We start from the raw sequence: 17,865 nt of genomic DNA on the forward strand, positions 1-17,865 counted from the left end.
TGAACTTGTTGTGCCATGATTAATCCTCCTTTTTGTTTGATTTAACACTTCTTCTTTTTGCAGCGTATTCAGCAGCATACTTATCCATCTTGAAAGTCAAGAAACGGATTACGCGTTCATCACGACGGAAATTAATTTCCAGCTTGTCAATTACAGTAGGATCTGCATTGAACTCAATCAGTTGATAAAAACCTGTAGACTTTTTCTGAATTGGGTAAGCCAATTTCTTCAGTCCCCAGTTTTCTTCATTAATAATCTCAGCACCTTCAGCTTGAAGAACGCCTTTGAATTTTTCTACCGCTTCCTTCATCTGAACATCAGATAAAACGGGAGTTAAAATGAAAACGGTTTCGTATTGATTCATACTTCGTTTAATTAAATAAATAAATTATTTGATTTTAAATGCGGGTGCAAAGTTAGACATTTTATTTTGAACTACAAATATTTAATCTTTTTTTGTATCCGAAGATAGGATTTATCCGGGAAGAGACTTACCTTTGCAAAGTTGTTTAAACAATAATTTCATGATAGAGCAATTTAATTTCGATATTCGACTTATATTTGCCATATTAAATGGCAAAGTTTCTGCGGCAATCAACCGGAAACTGTATCGTAACTTTCGTCAGAACGGACTGGAAATCAGTCCCGAACAATGGACGGTACTCATTTTCCTATGGGAAAAAGACGGTGTGACGCAACAAGAGTTGTGTAATGCAACTTTTAAAGACAAGCCCAGCATGACCCGTTTGATAGATAATATGGAACGGCAGCATCTCGTTGTACGCATTTCCGACAAAAAAGATCGCCGTACCAACCTGATCCACCTGACTAAAGACGGGAAAGAACTGGAAGAAAAAGCGCGTGTCATTGCCGGACAGACTCTGAAAGAGGCTCTTCACGGTATTACTCTCGACGAATTGAGCATTGGGCAGGAGGTGCTGAAAAAGGTATTCTACAATACGAAAGATTAGGTAGACAAACCTCTCTTTAAATCATAAAATCCACTAAATCGTGCATTTATAATGGAATTTTTATCCAAATAATTTCGCCCGTTAAAGAATTATGCTTTAATTTGTGACTGGAATATTATAATCTATTAAAATACACACACATGAAAGGCTTATTAAAGAACTTAGGATTGATATTAATCTTGGTCGGAGTAGTCATCCTGCTGGCTTGTTCCTTTACAGGAAATGTAAACAACAACGCCATCCTGGGTACTTCAGTAGTACTTGTAGTACTGGGACTCATTTCTTATATTGTTATTAATAAGAAGATCGCTGATTAATTTCGCAAAATCAATAAAAAATCCCGGAAACGAATGTTCCCGGGATTTTTTATTTGGGGTTATCTCAAACGCAATCATTAAGATTCAACTTCCGGAGTAATCAGCTTATAGCCTTTTCCGTGAATATTGATAATCTCGATTGAATCGTCTTCTTTCAGGTGCTTACGCAATTTCGTGATATACACGTCCATACTACGGGCATTGAAATAGTTATCGTCAATCCAGATTGTTTTCAGAGCGAAGTCACGTTGCAAAATCTCATTGGCATGTGCGCAAAGCAATCCGAGCAGTTCAGACTCTTTGGTAGTCAGCTTAGTTTGTTTGCCATCTGACGACAGAATTTGTTTCTGTGTGTCGAAAGTAAACTTACCAATCTTATAGATATTGCTTTCTTTGTTCTTCTTTCCACGAACACGTCTCAAGATCGCTTCAATTCTGAATGTCAATTCTTCCATACTAAACGGTTTGGTGATATAATCATCCGCACCGATTTTAAAACCTTCCAGGATATCTTCTTTCAGCGTTTTGGCCGTCAGGAAGATAATAGGAATTTCAGCATTTGCTGCACGGACATCCTGTGCCAGTGTGAAGCCGTCTTTTTTAGGCATCATTACGTCAAACACGCACAAGTCATATTTATTCTTCAAGAAAGCCTTATAACCGGCTTCTCCATCAGGATATAACTCAGCAGAATAACCTTTTGCCTGTAGATATTCTCTTAAAAGCATGCCAAGATTTTCGTCATCCTCGCACAATAAAATACGCAGTTTCTCGTCCATATCAATTATTTTTTAATAAAGGTAATGCAATAATAAATTTAGTTCCCACGTTCAGGTCGCTTTCCGCCCGGATGGTTCCCTTATGATCCAATATAATTTTTCTCACATAAGCCAATCCCAGTCCAAAGCCCTTCACATCGTGCAGATTACCCGTATGCACACGATAGAACTTTTCAAATATCTTTTTCAGGTTCTCCTTTTTGATACCGATACCGTTATCCTGTATCGAAATCATCAGTTTACCCGACTCATTCCACGTTCTCACTTTCAGTTCCAGATCCTCTTCCGGTTTCTTATACTTCACCGCGTTATCCATCAGATTAAAGATTACATTCGTAATATGCATCTCATCTGCAAATATAACAGGATCGGTGGCCTCAAGGTTCGATGTTATCTTACCATTATACCGTTCCACTTTCAGCGCAAAGGTATTGACAACTCCTGCTATTAATTCATTCGCATCAATCTCCTTCATCTTCAAAGTTGCCTTCTGACGTTCGAACATCGACATCTGGAGCACCTTTTCCACCTGGAAGCGCAAGCGCTTGGTTTCATCATTAATCACTCCCGATATATGCTGGAACATCTGTGGAGATTTTCCCACCGCCGGATCTTTCAACATCTGGGCTGCTAATGAAATGGTAGATATCGGTGTTTTAAATTCGTGCGTCATATTATTGATAAAGTCATTCTTCATTTCCGTCAGTTTCTTTTGCCGGAATACGATATAAATCGTAAAGATGAATGTCACTAACAATACCAGCGTAAATATCAACGACGGAATCATGAAACTGATTGAGTCAAAGATATAATCTTTCTTACCCGGAAAGTGCACTTTCAATATGCTCATCTTGGCAGGCGGGTCATTCTTGAACAATGCCTGCTGATAAGCGTCTTCACTTCCCTTTGCCTCATAATCCGCACAACGGTAGACCTCCCTGCCGTCTTTGTCGATCACTGTAAAGTGATAAGGCAAATCTATACTATTATTATATAAGCTCGATTTCAGATAGTCATCCAGTTCTTTAAACCGTACTCTGTCTCCAATCGACTTGTCACTTCCTCGGTAAATCATCTGCCAGGCCACTTCATCGAGTAATGCCCGTTGATACATATACCGATTCTTGATAGCTTCCACCAATGAACGCGAAGTTTCCGGAATGGTCTTTGTCCCCCTGTAAGGAGAAATCATAGCCTTCGGAAGCTCGGAGGGCTTAGTGGTCATCACTTTCAGCTCAAAATCCGAATATACTTTTCCATCCTTAGACTTCACTGTAAACCGCTGCGTTTGCTGAATCAAGTTGTCTTGTTGTATGGAAGCATTATTCGCAATCAGCGCTTTTCTTTCTGCTTCTGAAATATCTTCGATCAACCAACGTCTGGTCTCTGCATATTCCACATCCTTGGAAACCTGATCCAGGCTATTGCGTACAGCCGAATCAAACTGTTCCTTACGGGTTTTCATCATTTCCTCTATATAACTTACCTGCAAATACAGCAGGCTAAGGAAGGAAAGCCCCATTACAATACCTAATATCCAAATTGTTGACTTCTTCATAGCAACAAAATTAACACTCCCTAATTAACACTCCTAATGCATTAACTTGATTTAACCGGAACTTCCCGGAAATTAACCGTAAGGAGCTATTTAGGTTGTATTCTGATTACTACAACAATAAAACCCCTCCTTTGGTTTGCAAATTTAATAAAAAATTAAATCTTTTCCTTGCGTTTTTCTATCTTTATTAATCATAGTTAAACAAAAACCGCCCCCTTTTACTTAAAAAAGGCGACGGTTTTAACGTTTTGGTTGATTCTTTATGCCTAACAGATGATAAATACCGAATATTATAGTGAATTTTCAATCAGCTATCACATACTATTTATCAACTATCCTCATTTCTATTCTTCAGTTTGTTTAGCTTCAAAATCCTTCATCAACTTATCCTGAACGTCTGCCGGAACAAGCTCATAACTAGAGAATTTCATAATGAACGAAGCACGTCCACCCGTGAGAGAGCTAAGCGCCGTAGAATAAGACGACATTTCTTTCAAAGGTACTTTAGCAACCAGTTTCTCAAAACCTTTTTCGCTACTCATACCCATAATCATGGCACGACGTCCCTGAAGATCTCCCATCACATCTCCCATCCTATCAGACGGAACGAACACTTCTACATCATAAATCGGTTCCAGAATTTTCGGACCGGCATTCTTGAACGCTTCACTAAAGGCATTACGTCCGGCAAGCATAAAGGAGATTTCATTCGAATCTACCGGGTGCATCTTACCATCGTAAACAATGACGCGCACGTCACGAGCATAAGAACCCGTCAACGGACCTTGCTCCATACGAGCCATAATACCTTTCATAATAGCAGGCAAGAAGCGGGCATCGATAGAGCCACCGACGATACTGTTGATAAACACCAGTTTACCACCCCATTCCAATGGAATTTCTTCCGTACCTCTTACAGTAATCTTAAATTCCTGTCCATTGAACTTATACGTTTCGGGCACAGGCATACCTTCTTTATAAGGTTCTACGATCAGGTGAACTTCACCAAACTGACCGGCACCACCGGACTGTTTCTTATGACGATAGTCGGCACGGGCAGCCTTTGTAATCGTTTCACGATACGGAATCTTCGGTTCTTCATATTTTACCTGAAGTTTTTCGTTGTTTTCCAAACGCCATTTCAAGGTACGAAGATGGAATTCTCCCTGACCGTGTACCAAAGTCTGTTTCAGTTCTTTTGATTGCTCAATCACCCATGTAGGATCTTCTTCACGCATACGGTTCAGGATACTCATCATCTTTTCCACATCCGCTTCATTCACCGGCTTAATGGCACGGGTATATTTAGAGTTCGGATATTTGATAAAATTGAATTTGTAGTCGCAATCCTTACCGTTCAGCGTATTACCGGTTTTCACGTCTTTCAGTTTCACGGCAGCACCGATATCACCGGCCTGCAATTCTTCCACCTTGACACGGTTACCACCGGCTACCACATAGATTTGCGCGATACGTTCCTTCGAACCACGGTCGGCATTCAGCAAATCGTCTCCCTCATGAACTTTACCGCTCATTACTTTAAAATAGGAAACTTCACCGATATGCGGTTCCACACTTGTCTTGAAGAAATAAAGAGATTCCGGTCCATTGGAGTCCGGAGCCACTTCTTTACCTTCCGTATTCTGTACCTTCGGCATTTCAGATACAAAAGGAACAACGTTGCCCAAGAATTCCATCAAGCGGCGAACGCCCATATCTTTCCCCCCGCAAACACAGAATACAGGGAACATACCCCTGGCGATCAATCCCTTACGGATACCTTCACGCATTTCGTCTTCTGACAGGGAATCTTGCTCGAAGAATTTCTCCATCAGATTTTCATCATTCTCGGCAGCAGCTTCTACCAATGCTTTGTGCATTTCCATAGCCTTATCCATTTCTTCTGCTGGAATATCTTCGATTGTCGGAGCCCCTCCTTCGGGTTTCCACGAGTATTTCTTCATCAACAATACGTCGATCAGCGCATTAAAGCCCGGACCGGTAGCTATCGGATATTGGATGGGAACAACTTTAGAGCCGTATGCCTCTTTCAGCTGTTCGAGGATATTATCATAATCGCATTTTTCATTATCAAGCTGGTTGACTAGAAAAATAACAGGTTTATTCAGCTTTTCTGTATAACGGAAGTGATTTTGTGTACCGACTTCGACGCCGTATTGGCCATTGAGAAGGATAATTGCTGTGTCGGTCACATTTAGTGCAGTCACTGTGCTGCCTACGAAGTCGTCCGATCCCGGACAGTCAATAATATTAAGTTTTTTGTTATTCCATTCTACATGGAGAACGGTGGAGAAAACGGAGTAACCATACTCTTGTTCAACAGGAAAATAATCGCTAACTGTGTTTTTTGCGGCAACAGATCCGCGACGTTTTATAACACCACTCTCGAAAAGCATCGCTTCCACGAGAGTGGTTTTCCCAGAGCCAGAACTTCCCAACAAGGCAATGTTCTTGATTTCATTAGTCTGATATACTTTCATAATATATAAGATTTTAGTAATTACTCAGTATGTTTCTCACATACCATTAATTTTGTGATGCGCAAATTAGGGATTAATTGGGGGAAAAGCAACACTTATGGCAGTGTTACTAAACAATGTTATGTAACACATCTTTAACATGAACATTTTCGAAACGGGTTAAAAATTATTTTCGCATGGCTATAAACTAATTTCATAGTTGCAACGAGTAATCCGGCACGATGTTATTTTTAGTTGTTTTCCTTTCATACAATAGTTCCCCCGTTGCCTAATCAGTTTTCGTTTGACAGTTGTCAAGCGATAGTTCAACAATTGTCATTCTATCGCTTGACAACTGTCAAACGAAAACCTGGCTACAAGTTCGAATCTTATTTATAAAAGAAAAGATCTTAAATTCAGCATTGCAGGAAATTATCTTCTACTAATCGATGGGAGAATTATCTATTTAGCGTATTCCTGCCCCACTATAAATAATTTCCGTCAACAGCTTTTTTGATATATCTAATAATAGTCTTACTTTTACACCCACAAACCCAAACAGCATAGCTATGGCAGGTATCTATCTTCATATTCCTTTTTGCAAAACGCGCTGCATCTACTGCGACTTCTACTCAACCACTCGCAGCGAACTCAAAACCCGTTATGTACAGGCTCTCTGCCGGGAGTTGGCGATGCGTAAAGAATACCTGAAAGGAGAAGATATAGAAACAGTTTATTTCGGTGGCGGAACCCCGTCTCAACTGGAAAAAGAGGATTTTGAACAGATTTTTGATACCATCCGCGAGTACTACGGATTGAATCATTGCCAGGAAATCACTCTGGAAGCTAATTCGGATGATTTATCACAGGAATATCTGGAAATGCTTTCCTCACTTCCTTTCAACCGTCTTAGCATGGGAATACAGACTTTTGATGACGCTACGCTCAAACTATTGAGACGCCGCCACAATGCCCGTACAGCCATCGAAGCAATTGACAGATGCCGGAAAGCCGGTTTCCAGAACATCAGTATCGACCTAATTTACGGATTGCCCGGAGAAACAAAAGAACGATGGGAAAACGATCTCTGCCAGGCTATCAGTCTGAATGTAGAGCATATCTCCGCCTATCACTTGATTTATGAGGAAGATACACCTATATATAATATGTTAAAACAGCACCAGATATCCGAGGTAGACGAAGACTCCAGTTTAGAATTTTTCACATTACTGATAGAGCATTTGCAGAAAGCAGGATTTGAACACTATGAGATTTCCAATTTCTGCCGCCCCGGAAAATATTCCCGCCACAACACTTCCTATTGGAAAGGAATAGCTTATCTGGGATGCGGACCATCGGCACATTCTTTTGACGGAATGACACGGGAATGGAATGTGTCCTCAATCGACACCTATATAAAAGGTATAGAAGAAGACTGCCGTGCTTTCGAGACAGAGTATCTGGACCCAACCACCCGCTACAACGAATTTATTATCACTACCATACGTACCGTATGGGGAACACCTATAGAGAAACTAAAACAGATGTTCGGCAATGAAATGTGGGAATATTGTCAAAAAATGGCTGCACCTTATCTGAAAAATGGTAAACTGGAGGAATACAACGGGGCTTTGCGCCTGACGCGTGAAGGTATTTTCATTTCCGACAGTATAATGAGTGATTTACTTTGGGTAGACTAACCAAACAAACAAGAAGCCGATGACCGAATCAGAAGTAAGAAAGTTATTGCGGCAAATGAAAGAACTGGATTCGCAAACTGCTTTCCGGGACTTTTACAACATGACTTACGACCGTCTCTTTCGTATTGCCTATTATTATGTGAAACAGGAAGAATGGTCGCAGGAAATCGTTCTCGATGTATTCCTGAAACTATGGAAGCAACGCAGCAATTTGCTTGATGTGAGAAACATTGAAGATTATTGTTTCATTCTCGTCAAAAATGCTTCGCTCAATTATCTGGAAAAAGAATCAAAACACACTTACATTCATCCTGATTCTCTGCCTGAGCCACAGGAACAGAGCTATTCACCGGAAGAATCACTCATTAGTGAAGAATTATTTGCTCTTTACGTAAAGGCACTCGACCGGCTTCCGGAACGTTGCAGAGAAGTATTCATTCGCATCCGCGAAGAAAAACAAAGTTATGCACAAGTAGCGGAAGAATTAGGTATCAGCATGAATACAGTGGATGCACAACTTCAGAAAGCAATCACACGACTCAAAGAGATGATTAGCCGGGCAGAAATAGATTAACAATTATTTAGAAAAAGAGGGTAGGGAGTTTCTGTCACCCTCCGGTCTTTATCAACAAATAAATCAATCACTAAAAAAGACAGAAAAATGAAAAAGCTAAATGACGCAAACATTGGAATCCTTGTTCTTCTATCAACTTGCCTGTGCCTGTTCTCATGCAACAATGACAACGACAATTTGCCCAAAGACTATGCAGGATTCGAACATTCGAAGGAAACAGTAGAATGTGAAGGAAACAAATCAGAGTGTGAATTGGAAATTAAAATTGTGGCGATGGAGAAAGCGAAAGAAGACCGGACGGTAGTACTTGCCGCACCTCCTCCGGTAACAGGGCAAGCAGCAGTCATACAACTGACGGAAAAGAAAGTAATCATCAAAGCGGGTAAGAAGTCGGCTACGACTATCATTAAAATCTATCCCAAACAGATGGTATTGAATAAACAGAATGTCACTTTATCCTGCACTCCCCAATGGAAAGAAGGAGGAATCAGCAAACTGACCATTCTGTTGAAACGAAAATAATGGATCAAGAGTAATACAGAAAAAAATATGAAACACACCGATACGGAATTAGAAGAAATACTGAATCAGCTCATTGCTTCCACGCGTTCACCGCGAGGGCGTTTTTCAGCAGCAGCCAGTTACCCGGAACTAGAAAAAAGACTGAAGTCGCATACCCGGCATCTGACTTTGATACGCACCTTCTCGGCAGCAGCGGCAGTAGTTCTACTTTGCCTATCGGTATGGACAGCTTATTTATATATGCAACCTGCTGCAATACAAACGATTTCCACTCTGGCAGAGACACGTACTGTCCGCCTCCCTGATGGTAGTTCCGTCACGCTCAACCATTATTCTTCGCTTTCTTATCCGGAAAAGTTCCAATCGGACAAACGGGAAGTGGAGCTAAATGGAGAAGCCTATTTTGAAGTAAGCAAGGACCCAAAGCATCCGTTTATCGTGCAGACTGAAACGATTGACGTTCAGGTGCTGGGAACCCATTTCAATGTAGATGCATATCATGACAATCCCGATGTAAAGACAACATTATTGTCCGGCTCGGTAGCAGTCAGCAATAAAAGTAAATCTGTTCGTATGGTTTTGAAGCCTAACGAGATTGCTATATATAATAAGGTAGAAGAAAAACTCACCCGCAAGGTTTTAGAGAATGCAGAAGATGAAATTTCCTGGCGACAAGGAGAGTTTATATTCGACGACCTGCCTTTACAGGAGATTGCCCGCGAACTGTCCAACTCATTCGGAGCGACGATCCAGATAGCCGATACAACTTTGCAAAATTACCGGATCACAGCACGATTCCGCGATGGAGAAGATCTGGCAACTATTTTATCTGTATTACATAATGCCGGTTATTTCAACTACTCACAAAACAATAAACAGATTATTATCACTGCTAAACCGGACTAAGATGAATATAATATTCCAAGGTCGCTTCCCTGTCAGAACCATTGTTCTGATAGGGGTGGCACTCCTTATCACTACTCAAATATATGCACAAAATGCGGAAGCCCGGCTTTCGCTGACACTACGAAACGCCACACTAAAAGAATTCGTCAAGCGGATTGAAAACTCAACCGGATATTCTTTTATCTATGGCGAGGAAATTATCATCAAACATAAAATCAATTTGCAGGTAAAGGATAAGCCATTGCGTGAAATACTTGACCTCGTATTCAAGAATGAGCAGATCAGTTATCAGTTCACCGGCCGCCATATTCTACTGCAAAAGAAAAAAGAATCAAAAACCGTAGGCCGTAAGTTCACTATCAGCGGATATGTCACGGATGGAACGTCTTCCGAGACGTTGATTGGAACCAATATCATTGAGAGTCATCAGAATCAAGGAACAACCACCAATCCTTACGGTTTTTACAGCATCACTTTGCCCGAAGGAGAAACCGAACTGCGTTTCTCCTATCTGGGTTATGCCACAGAAGCGCATCATTTTACGCTCTCACAAGATACATTGCTGAATATCCGTATGCAGGGAAACACGCAGTTGCAGGAGGTAGTGATCGTTTCCGATAAAACTGAAACGGGCACCGTAGCTACCCAGATGGGCTCTATCGAAATTCCGATGACACAGATTAAAAATACGCCGAGCATACTGGGAGAAGCAGATGTCATGAAAGCCATCCAGTTGATGCCTGGCGTACAGGCAGGAGTAGACGGTTCAGCCGGACTGTATATACGCGGCGGCAGTCCGGACCAGAATCTTATTCTACTGGATGGAACTCCTGTATACAACGTAGACCACATGTTCGGATTCTTTTCGGTTTTTACTCCGGAGGCCGTCAAAAAGGTAACACTATTCAAAAGCTCCTTTCCGGCACGTTTCGGCGGACGTCTTTCTTCCGTCATTGATGTCCGCACCAATGACGGAGACATGCAGAAATACCACGGTACGCTTAGTATCGGATTACTAACCAGCAAAATCAATCTGGAAGGCCCGATTGTGAAAGGAAAAACCTCTTTCAACATTTCCGCCAGACGTTCGTATGTCGATCTCATCGCTAAGCCATTTATGCCGAATGATGAAGAATATGGTTATTACTTTTATGACATCAATGCCAAAATCAATCATAAATTCTCCGACCGGAGCCGTATCTATCTAAGCGTTTACAATGGAAAAGATCATTTTGCCGCCAATTATGATGGAGATACCGACTCCAAAGATGGAAGCACAATGAATTGGGGAAATACCATTGTTTCCGCCAGATGGAACTATATATTCAACAACCGTCTGTTCAGCAACACAACCGTCTCTTACAACAACTATTTATTCGACGTCAACTCATACAACAACAATAAATATGCTAACAGCATGGGAGCTTCGATAATCAACCGATATTCAGCCGATTATCGTTCGGGAATCAATGACTGGAGCTATCAGATCGATTTCGATTATAACCCGTCTCCCACACACCACATTAAATTTGGTACAGGATATATCTATCATCGGTTCCGTCCGGAAGTCATGACATCCAAAATCTCCGAAAAAACAGGAGACAAAGTAGATCGCGACACCACTTACCACAGCATCGCCAACAGCCGGATTTACGGACATGAGCTATCGGCTTACCTGGAAGACAACATCAAGGTGAATGACCGTCTGCGTCTGAATCTCGGATTACACTTCTCCTTGTTTCAGGTACAGAAACAGAGTTATTCTTCTTTGCAGCCACGAGTTTCCGCCCGTTATCAACTAGGAAAAGACGTAACTCTGAAAGCCTCTTATACACAAATGAGCCAATACGTACATCTGTTATCATCCATGCCAATCGCAATGCCTACGGACTTATGGGTTCCCGTGACTAAAAAAATCAAACCGATGCGCTCTCACCAATATTCATTAGGCGGATACTATACGGGAATCGAGGGATGGGAATTCTCGGTAGAAGGCTATTATAAAGATATGTATAATGTATTGGAGTATAAGGAAGGAGTCAGCTTCTTCGGTTCTTCTGCCGGTTGGGAAAATAAAGTGGAAATGGGCAAGGGACGTTCGGCAGGTATTGAGTTTATGGCACAAAAGACACTTGGAAGAACGACGGGATGGCTGTCCTACACTTTGTCCAAAAGTGATCGTCAGTTTGCCAAAGGCGGTATCAACAACGGTGAACGGTTTCCATATAAATATGACCGAAGACACAATATCAACCTGACAATCAACCATAAGTTCAGCGAACGTATCGACATCGGTGCTTCCTGGGTGTTTTATACAGGTGGAACAAGTACAATCCCTGAAGAGAAAACCGCTGTCATCCGTCCTAGCGATGGCACAAACAACGGATTTGGAGGAGGATATGGATATGGAGATTATTTTGATTCAGGCATAACTTCACCCACCATCGGAGAAGCTTCGTATGTGGAGCATCGTAATAATTACCGGTTACCAGCCAGTCACCGGTTGAATGTGGGAGTCAATTTCAACAAAAAGACCAAACATGGTATGCGTACCTGGAATATCAGTCTGTATAATGCATATAATGCGATGAATCCTACCTTCGTATATCGCAGCACCAGCAAAAACGATCCCTACAAACCGATTATCAAGAAGTATACTATACTTCCATTAATTCCATCATTCACTTACACTTATAAATTCTAAACCCATTATGAGAACTCGTATATATTATCCATTTATCCTGTTAATAGCATTACTGACAACAGTATCTTGCGAAAACGAACTCCCGTTTAGTGTAAAGGACAATCCACCCAAATTAGTGATGAATGCACTAATCAACGCAGATAGTCTGACCAATGTTCTTTACCTCAATTTCACGGGAAGAGGATATGCCACTCATGCAGAAAAAGCCACTGTGGAAGTACGTGTTAACGGGCAGTTGTCAGAAAGTTTACGTCCGCTCCCACCACAGGCGGAAGGAGACATGCAATGCCGCTTCAATATTTCCGGCAAGTTCTCTCCCGGAGATGTAGTACGTATCGACGCTCTCACTGACGACGGGCAGTATCACGCATGGGCTGAAGTTACCGTTCCACAGCGTCCCAACGAAATAACTGATATCGATACGGTCACTGTTCCACTGACACAGTATTATTATACACAGAATTATCTCCGGTATAAAATCAACATCAAAGATCGCCCCGACGAAAATAATTTCTATCGACTTATCATGGATAAGCAAATGACAGTGAAAGACTATAATAATGAAATAGGCGAATATGTCACTCAAACCACACACCGTTATCATTTTATATCTCGCGAATTGTGTTGACGGACGGACAGCCTACCAACAGCGATGACGAAGATAATGGCATGTTCGACACCGTGAAGAATATATATGGGGTATTTGACGACTCACGATTCAAAAATACATCTTATACCATGACAGTTTACAACCAGACAAATGTTGAGGGGCTTTCCAAATATGGAACGAATGTAAAGATGGATATTATTGTGCGTCTGTTAAGCATTACAGAAACCGAATATTACTATCTGAAAGCACTCAACCTGGCAGATTCCGACGCTTATGATGAGACAATAAACGAACCAATCAAATATCCCGGCAATGTGCACGGAGGGGTCGGGATTGTCGGGATCAGTACGGAGACAAGCAAAATCATTCATATAGAAAAGCCATGGATATGAAAACTCATCACCTACTATTTATACTCATCGCATTACCGCTGTTCTGTTCCTGCCGAAGCAGCCGGAGTATGCTAAGGGAGATACAAGCCTTAAAATCCAGCTTGTATTACGAGCTCACTTCTCCTATCTATCAGGAGAAAGCAGATCAAACCATATATCTGGACTTCATCGACTACTCCAACATGGATTATTACACCAGCGTGAAACGAAAAAAGTCTGCATATATTCCGCTACTGCTATATAACTATGAGGGTGAGCTTTTCCATCTTCGGTTAGGAGAGTCTTCTCTCACCCAACTCTATCGGGAATTTCTGACGGAGGCACTGCTTACCGAATGTAACAGTAGCACCTGCTGTCATCTGATAGATAATCAGAAAGGAAAAATGATTCCCGATTCCGCCTATCGGCTGGAAGTAAAAATCAGAAAGAATGAGACGTGTGGCAGAATCAAACTCAACCAGTCAAGCATCCCCTGGTTTGAGGGAGAAATGTTGGAGGTTGTCAATAACAAAATTCGCCCGGCAGCTTCCAGTCTTGCCATTTCTATCCGCCTCACTCAAAAGGAAGATTGCCTGCTTGATAAAACCTACTCTACAGAATATCAGCAAACTACCAAAGCGCAAAGATTCGAAGATTCACCGTCCGCCAATGCCGCTTGCCTGGATGATATGACCGAATGTTTGTCAATGGCTACGAAAGAAATCGTGGAGGAGATTAGTCGGGATATACATTTAATACTATCTTTGCAGCCAAAAAGCAGACACTAACTATGTTTATCATTATTGGAATTATGCTGACAGGCATGCTTCTTGGCTACTTGTTACGCAGTAAAAGACTATCATGGATACACAAGATAATTACTCTTCTTATATGGATTCTCCTCTTTCTTCTCGGAATAGATGTAGGAGGTAACGAATCTATTATCAAAGGTTTACATACTCTCGGACTGGAAGCTATTATCATCACGGTAGCTGCCGTTGCAGGAAGTACGTTATGCGCCTGGGGATTATGGTACCTATTATATAAATGGAATGGAGGAAAGGAGACAAAAGCATGAAAGGTAGTTTGATTATCGTCTCTTTCTTCATTATCGGTACTCTTTGTGGAGTTTATCATCTTATTCCATACGACTTCACCGACAGCAAGCTCAGTTACTATGCCCTCTGCGGACTCATGTTCTGCGTAGGCATCAGTATCGGCAACGATCCGAATACTTTGAAGAGTTTTCGCTCCCTAAATCCGCGGCTTGTATTCCTTCCCATCATGACGATCATTGGCACATTAGCAGGCTGCGCCGTAGCAGGAGCCTTTATGAGCCAACGAGGTCCTTTAGACTGTATGGCAGTCGGAGCCGGATTTGGATATTATTCACTTTCCAGCATTTTCATTACCGAATACAAGGGTCCCGAACTGGGAACTATTGCGTTACTTTCCAATATCATGCGTGAAATTATCGCTTTGCTGTGTGCGCCATTATTAGTGAAGTATTTCGGAAAGCTAGCCCCTATTTCTGTTGGTGGAGCCACTACAATGGATACCACTCTTCCTATTATTACCCGATATTCGGGAAAAGAATTTGTAATCATTTCCATTTTCCATGGTTTTGTTGTTGATTTCAGTGTTCCTTTCCTAGTCACGTTCCTTTGTTCAATATCATTTTAATAGGAATAAATCCTAAAAAGCAGATTATTTCCACTATCGTTTTCGCACACGTATTACAAATATGTTTCATAAAGAACCGTTTTTGTATCAAAAAGCATATCATCTCTTGACTTACATCAAGAAATGAGGCTAAATAGAATCTTTTCCTTTTCTTTATTTTTATGCTATAAAACATATTCTTATATTTGCATAGGTAAAAAGAAAAAACTAAGCGCTTAGACTAATTTTCAATAGGTATTAGATTTGTTTTTAGGAATAGTTTTTAGGTATAACAATTAAAAAAGTAGGTATTATGAAACGTTTAGGATTAACATTAGTGGCAGCGCTCTGCCTTGCTGCTACAACATTTGCAGCCGGAAATCAACCTACAACTGCAAAATGGGAAGGTAACATCAATGTTAGTAAATTAGGTAAATATTTGAACTTGAATTCAGTTCAGAGTGAAGAGGTTGCAAACATCTGCGATTATTTCTCCGAACAGATGTCAAGAGCCACAACAGCAAAGAAAGATAAAGAAGCTAAATTGCGTAACGCTGTTTATGGTAACTTGAAGCTGATGAGAAAGACTCTTAGTGCTGAACAGTATGCCAAGTATGCTGCATTGATGAACATCACTTTACAGAATAAAGGTATTGAACTGAATAAGTAAAATGAGTAATATGCAAAAGAGAGAGAGGGTGGAAGCCAGTTTGGGCTTCCACTTTTTTTATTCCATTATTTAATAGTCACCATCGTAGCTCCAAACCCATATTCCTGGAAAGAAGCATCCTGATAACGGCAATTACTATATTTCCGTTTCAATTCATCAACGATAGCTTTCCGAAGCACACCATCTCCTTTGCCGTGAATAAAGACAATCTTCTGCTCACGTTTGTTCTTATAGACTTCCATCACTTCGCGAAACTTATCCAATTGATAGTTCAGTATTTCAGCATTACCCATTCCTTGAGTATCATCCAGTAGAGAGTCGATATGAAGATCTATTTCAACAATCTCACTCTTTCCACCATGAGCATGATTCGGTTTCACAATAGGTTGTGATCTGGGCTTATCTACAGATTTCTTCTGCAGCAAAGCCTCTTGAAGTTCTTCTACCGAAACATATACTTGCTTGGTAGGCATATCATCTTTCACAATGTCATAAATCAACGCCGGTTCTTCGAAGAAATCAGAGTCGCTAAAGGTATGAAGTTTATAGAACTTCACGGTATCAATCCGCATTTCCACACTGACAGCCGGTTTGATAGCCGCAGGCTTACCATCTTTGAAAGCAATCAACTGAACGGCCACCCGCTCCATATCATTCAGTACATCTTTTGTAAACTCCTCCAACAGCAATTTCGTATTAGGTTCCACCAACCCGTGCGAACGGTTCTTCCAGGCTTTTCCTTCTGCACTCAAATAAGTGTAATACAAATAATAATTGCTATCATTTACCAAATAAGTCTCGAAAGGAGTAGTCATCATAGCCTTTGCATCTTCAGGCACATAAGCCAGAAATACATTCAGCGTATCTCCCCCCTTCACTTCCGGCTGGCGTTGAATGACGGGCATCTCCGGTTTTACCGGTTTAGCAGGTCCCTCTTGTTTCGGAGCAGAAGAAGTCGGTTTACGCTTCAAATTATAGTCATCTGTTTCAATCACGACACACTCGCGTATCGGCATTGGAATATCAAACCCATCTGCATCTTCTACCAACACAAAATCCTTTCCCTGGAATCCAGTTACGATTCCACCGCCTACCTCACTAAGAAAGCGTACTTTATCTCCTATTTTCATTATTGTATATCCAATTAAAATTCAAACTCAAAAAAACGAGTAACAAAGATAGAGATTTCTATGAAATTAAATGGAGATTCGGTTCTAAAAACAAACCGTCTGCCTTTATTCCTCTTTTTATTGTAACTTTGCACCCGACGAAATACCAAACATATAATCTAAAATTCACCATTAACGACGAAAACCGATGAAAGAACTTATTAAAGTCATTGCTTTTGATGCAGACGATACCTTGTGGAGCAATGAACCTTTTTTCCAGGAAATAGAGAAACAATACACAGACCTATTAAAGCCTTATGGCACTTCTGAAGATATTTCAGCCGCTTTATTTCAAACAGAAATGAATAATCTGAAATATCTCGGCTATGGAGCCAAAGCCTTCACCATTTCTATGGTAGAGACAGCTTTGCATGTGAGTGGACAAAAGATTTCAGGTACAGACATCCAACATATTATTGAATTAGGCAAATCATTACTGAAAATGCCTATTGAACTATTGCCGGGAGTAAAAGAAACGCTTAAAGTGTTGAAAGAGAAGGGTAAATACAAATTAGTAGTTGCCACTAAAGGAGACTTACTCGATCAGGAGAATAAGCTGGAACGTTCCGGATTAGCCTCTTATTTCGATCACATTGAAGTGATGTCCGATAAAACAGAGAAAGAATATCAACGAATGTTGAATATCTTACAGATTGCTCCTTCCGAATTTGTCATGATTGGCAATTCTCTGAAATCGGACATTCAACCTGTTCTATCGCTGGGAGGATATGGTATACATATTCCTTTTGAAGTGATGTGGAAACACGAAGTAGTAGACACATTCACACATGACCATCTGAAACAGGTGAAAAGATTTGATGAGTTGCTACTTTTGTTTTAAATAAGTTCTGTTCTTTCTTCAGATAAGCTTT

The 17,865-nt window shown here is 40.9% G+C and carries 17 protein-coding genes and 1 pseudogene; 13 read left to right on the forward strand and 5 right to left on the reverse strand.

All coding sequences use genetic code 11. The features are described from left to right. Positions 1 to 19 precede the first annotated feature (19 nt). Positions 20 to 364, reverse strand: a complete 345-nt coding sequence (rpsF, locus tag ACT8YW_RS03530) for a 30S ribosomal protein S6 (protein WP_004299329.1) — start codon at positions 362 to 364, stop codon at positions 20 to 22. A 160-nt stretch (positions 365 to 524) separates the two neighbouring features. Here rpsF and ACT8YW_RS03535 point away from each other — a divergent pair, with 160 nt between their 5' ends. Next, positions 525 to 971, forward strand: coding sequence for a MarR family winged helix-turn-helix transcriptional regulator (locus tag ACT8YW_RS03535; protein WP_004299328.1), 447 nt, complete (start codon positions 525 to 527; stop codon positions 969 to 971). A gap of 140 nt (positions 972 to 1,111) precedes the next feature. Beyond that, positions 1,112 to 1,288 (forward strand): hypothetical protein, encoded by a 177-nt coding sequence (locus tag ACT8YW_RS03540; RefSeq protein ID WP_004299327.1) that lies wholly within the window; start codon positions 1,112 to 1,114, stop codon positions 1,286 to 1,288. 77 nt (positions 1,289 to 1,365) lie between these two features. Here the strand turns inward: ACT8YW_RS03540 and rprY are convergent, their stop codons facing one another. The 3 genes from rprY to ACT8YW_RS03555 form a co-directional block, all read right to left on the reverse strand. After that, positions 1,366 to 2,067: a response regulator transcription factor RprY gene (gene rprY / locus ACT8YW_RS03545; RefSeq protein ID WP_004306608.1), complete on the reverse strand. Its 702-nt coding sequence runs from the start codon at positions 2,065 to 2,067 to the stop codon at positions 1,366 to 1,368. 1 nt (position 2,068) lies between these two features. After that, the gene (locus ACT8YW_RS03550) at positions 2,069 to 3,625 is read right to left on the reverse strand and encodes a sensor histidine kinase (protein ID WP_004299325.1); all 1,557 of its coding nucleotides are present in this window, start codon (positions 3,623 to 3,625) and stop codon (positions 2,069 to 2,071) included. 344 nt (positions 3,626 to 3,969) lie between these two features. After that, on the reverse strand, positions 3,970 to 6,126 hold the full coding sequence (locus ACT8YW_RS03555) for an elongation factor G (protein WP_151934592.1): 2,157 nt from the start codon (positions 6,124 to 6,126) through the stop codon (positions 3,970 to 3,972). 548 nt (positions 6,127 to 6,674) lie between these two features. Between ACT8YW_RS03555 and hemW the strand changes: the two genes are divergently transcribed. From hemW to ACT8YW_RS03605, 10 genes and pseudogenes are all read left to right on the forward strand, one after another. Continuing rightward, complete coding sequence (gene hemW / locus ACT8YW_RS03560; protein WP_444104039.1) at positions 6,675 to 7,805, forward strand: radical SAM family heme chaperone HemW; 1,131 nt, start codon at positions 6,675 to 6,677, stop codon at positions 7,803 to 7,805. 19 nt (positions 7,806 to 7,824) lie between these two features. After that, the gene (locus tag ACT8YW_RS03565) at positions 7,825 to 8,379 is read left to right on the forward strand and encodes an RNA polymerase sigma-70 factor (RefSeq protein ID WP_008650130.1); all 555 of its coding nucleotides are present in this window, start codon (positions 7,825 to 7,827) and stop codon (positions 8,377 to 8,379) included. Positions 8,380 to 8,466: 87 nt separating this feature from the next. After that, positions 8,467 to 8,901 carry a hypothetical protein gene (locus ACT8YW_RS03570; RefSeq protein ID WP_004299320.1) on the forward strand — a complete coding sequence of 145 codons (435 nt, stop codon included), beginning with the start codon at positions 8,467 to 8,469 and terminating at the stop codon, positions 8,899 to 8,901. 27 nt (positions 8,902 to 8,928) lie between these two features. Beyond that, positions 8,929 to 9,807 carry a FecR family protein gene (locus ACT8YW_RS03575; RefSeq protein WP_444104040.1) on the forward strand — a complete coding sequence of 293 codons (879 nt, stop codon included), beginning with the start codon at positions 8,929 to 8,931 and terminating at the stop codon, positions 9,805 to 9,807. A 1-nt stretch (position 9,808) separates the two neighbouring features. Continuing rightward, positions 9,809 to 12,511 carry a TonB-dependent receptor domain-containing protein gene (locus tag ACT8YW_RS03580; RefSeq protein ID WP_444104041.1) on the forward strand — a complete coding sequence of 901 codons (2,703 nt, stop codon included), beginning with the start codon at positions 9,809 to 9,811 and terminating at the stop codon, positions 12,509 to 12,511. Positions 12,512 to 12,518: 7 nt separating this feature from the next. Next, positions 12,519 to 13,513: pseudogene (locus ACT8YW_RS03585) on the forward strand (DUF4249 domain-containing protein). Then, a complete protein-coding gene (locus ACT8YW_RS03590) occupies positions 13,510 to 14,280 on the forward strand; it encodes a hypothetical protein (protein ID WP_444104042.1) in 771 nt (256 codons plus the stop codon). The pseudogene ACT8YW_RS03585 and the gene ACT8YW_RS03590 overlap by 4 nt, the downstream one beginning before the upstream one ends. Positions 14,281 to 14,282: 2 nt before the next feature. Beyond that, a complete protein-coding gene (locus tag ACT8YW_RS03595; protein WP_118032508.1) occupies positions 14,283 to 14,570 on the forward strand; it encodes a LysO family transporter in 288 nt (95 codons plus the stop codon). Then, on the forward strand, positions 14,567 to 15,175 hold the full coding sequence (locus ACT8YW_RS03600; protein WP_004326224.1) for a lysine exporter LysO family protein: 609 nt from the start codon (positions 14,567 to 14,569) through the stop codon (positions 15,173 to 15,175). Before ACT8YW_RS03595 ends, ACT8YW_RS03600 begins: the two co-directional genes overlap by 4 nt. 292 nt (positions 15,176 to 15,467) lie before the next feature. Further along, positions 15,468 to 15,824, forward strand: coding sequence for a hypothetical protein (locus ACT8YW_RS03605; RefSeq protein ID WP_004299310.1), 357 nt, complete (start codon positions 15,468 to 15,470; stop codon positions 15,822 to 15,824). Positions 15,825 to 15,889: 65 nt separating this feature from the next. On the opposite strand, the gene ACT8YW_RS03610 is transcribed toward ACT8YW_RS03605, so the two are convergent. After that, the gene (locus ACT8YW_RS03610; protein ID WP_444104043.1) at positions 15,890 to 16,954 is read right to left on the reverse strand and encodes a DUF2027 domain-containing protein; all 1,065 of its coding nucleotides are present in this window, start codon (positions 16,952 to 16,954) and stop codon (positions 15,890 to 15,892) included. A 187-nt stretch (positions 16,955 to 17,141) separates the two neighbouring features. On the opposite strand from ACT8YW_RS03610, the gene ACT8YW_RS03615 reads away from it, so the two are divergent. After that, positions 17,142 to 17,834 carry an HAD family hydrolase gene (locus ACT8YW_RS03615; protein WP_004316267.1) on the forward strand — a complete coding sequence of 231 codons (693 nt, stop codon included), beginning with the start codon at positions 17,142 to 17,144 and terminating at the stop codon, positions 17,832 to 17,834. The last annotated feature ends 31 nt before the right edge of the window (positions 17,835 to 17,865 follow it).

This window comes from Bacteroides sp. (assembly GCF_052357945.1).
In the GTDB taxonomy this organism is placed as follows: Bacteria; Bacteroidota; Bacteroidia; order Bacteroidales; family Bacteroidaceae; genus Bacteroides.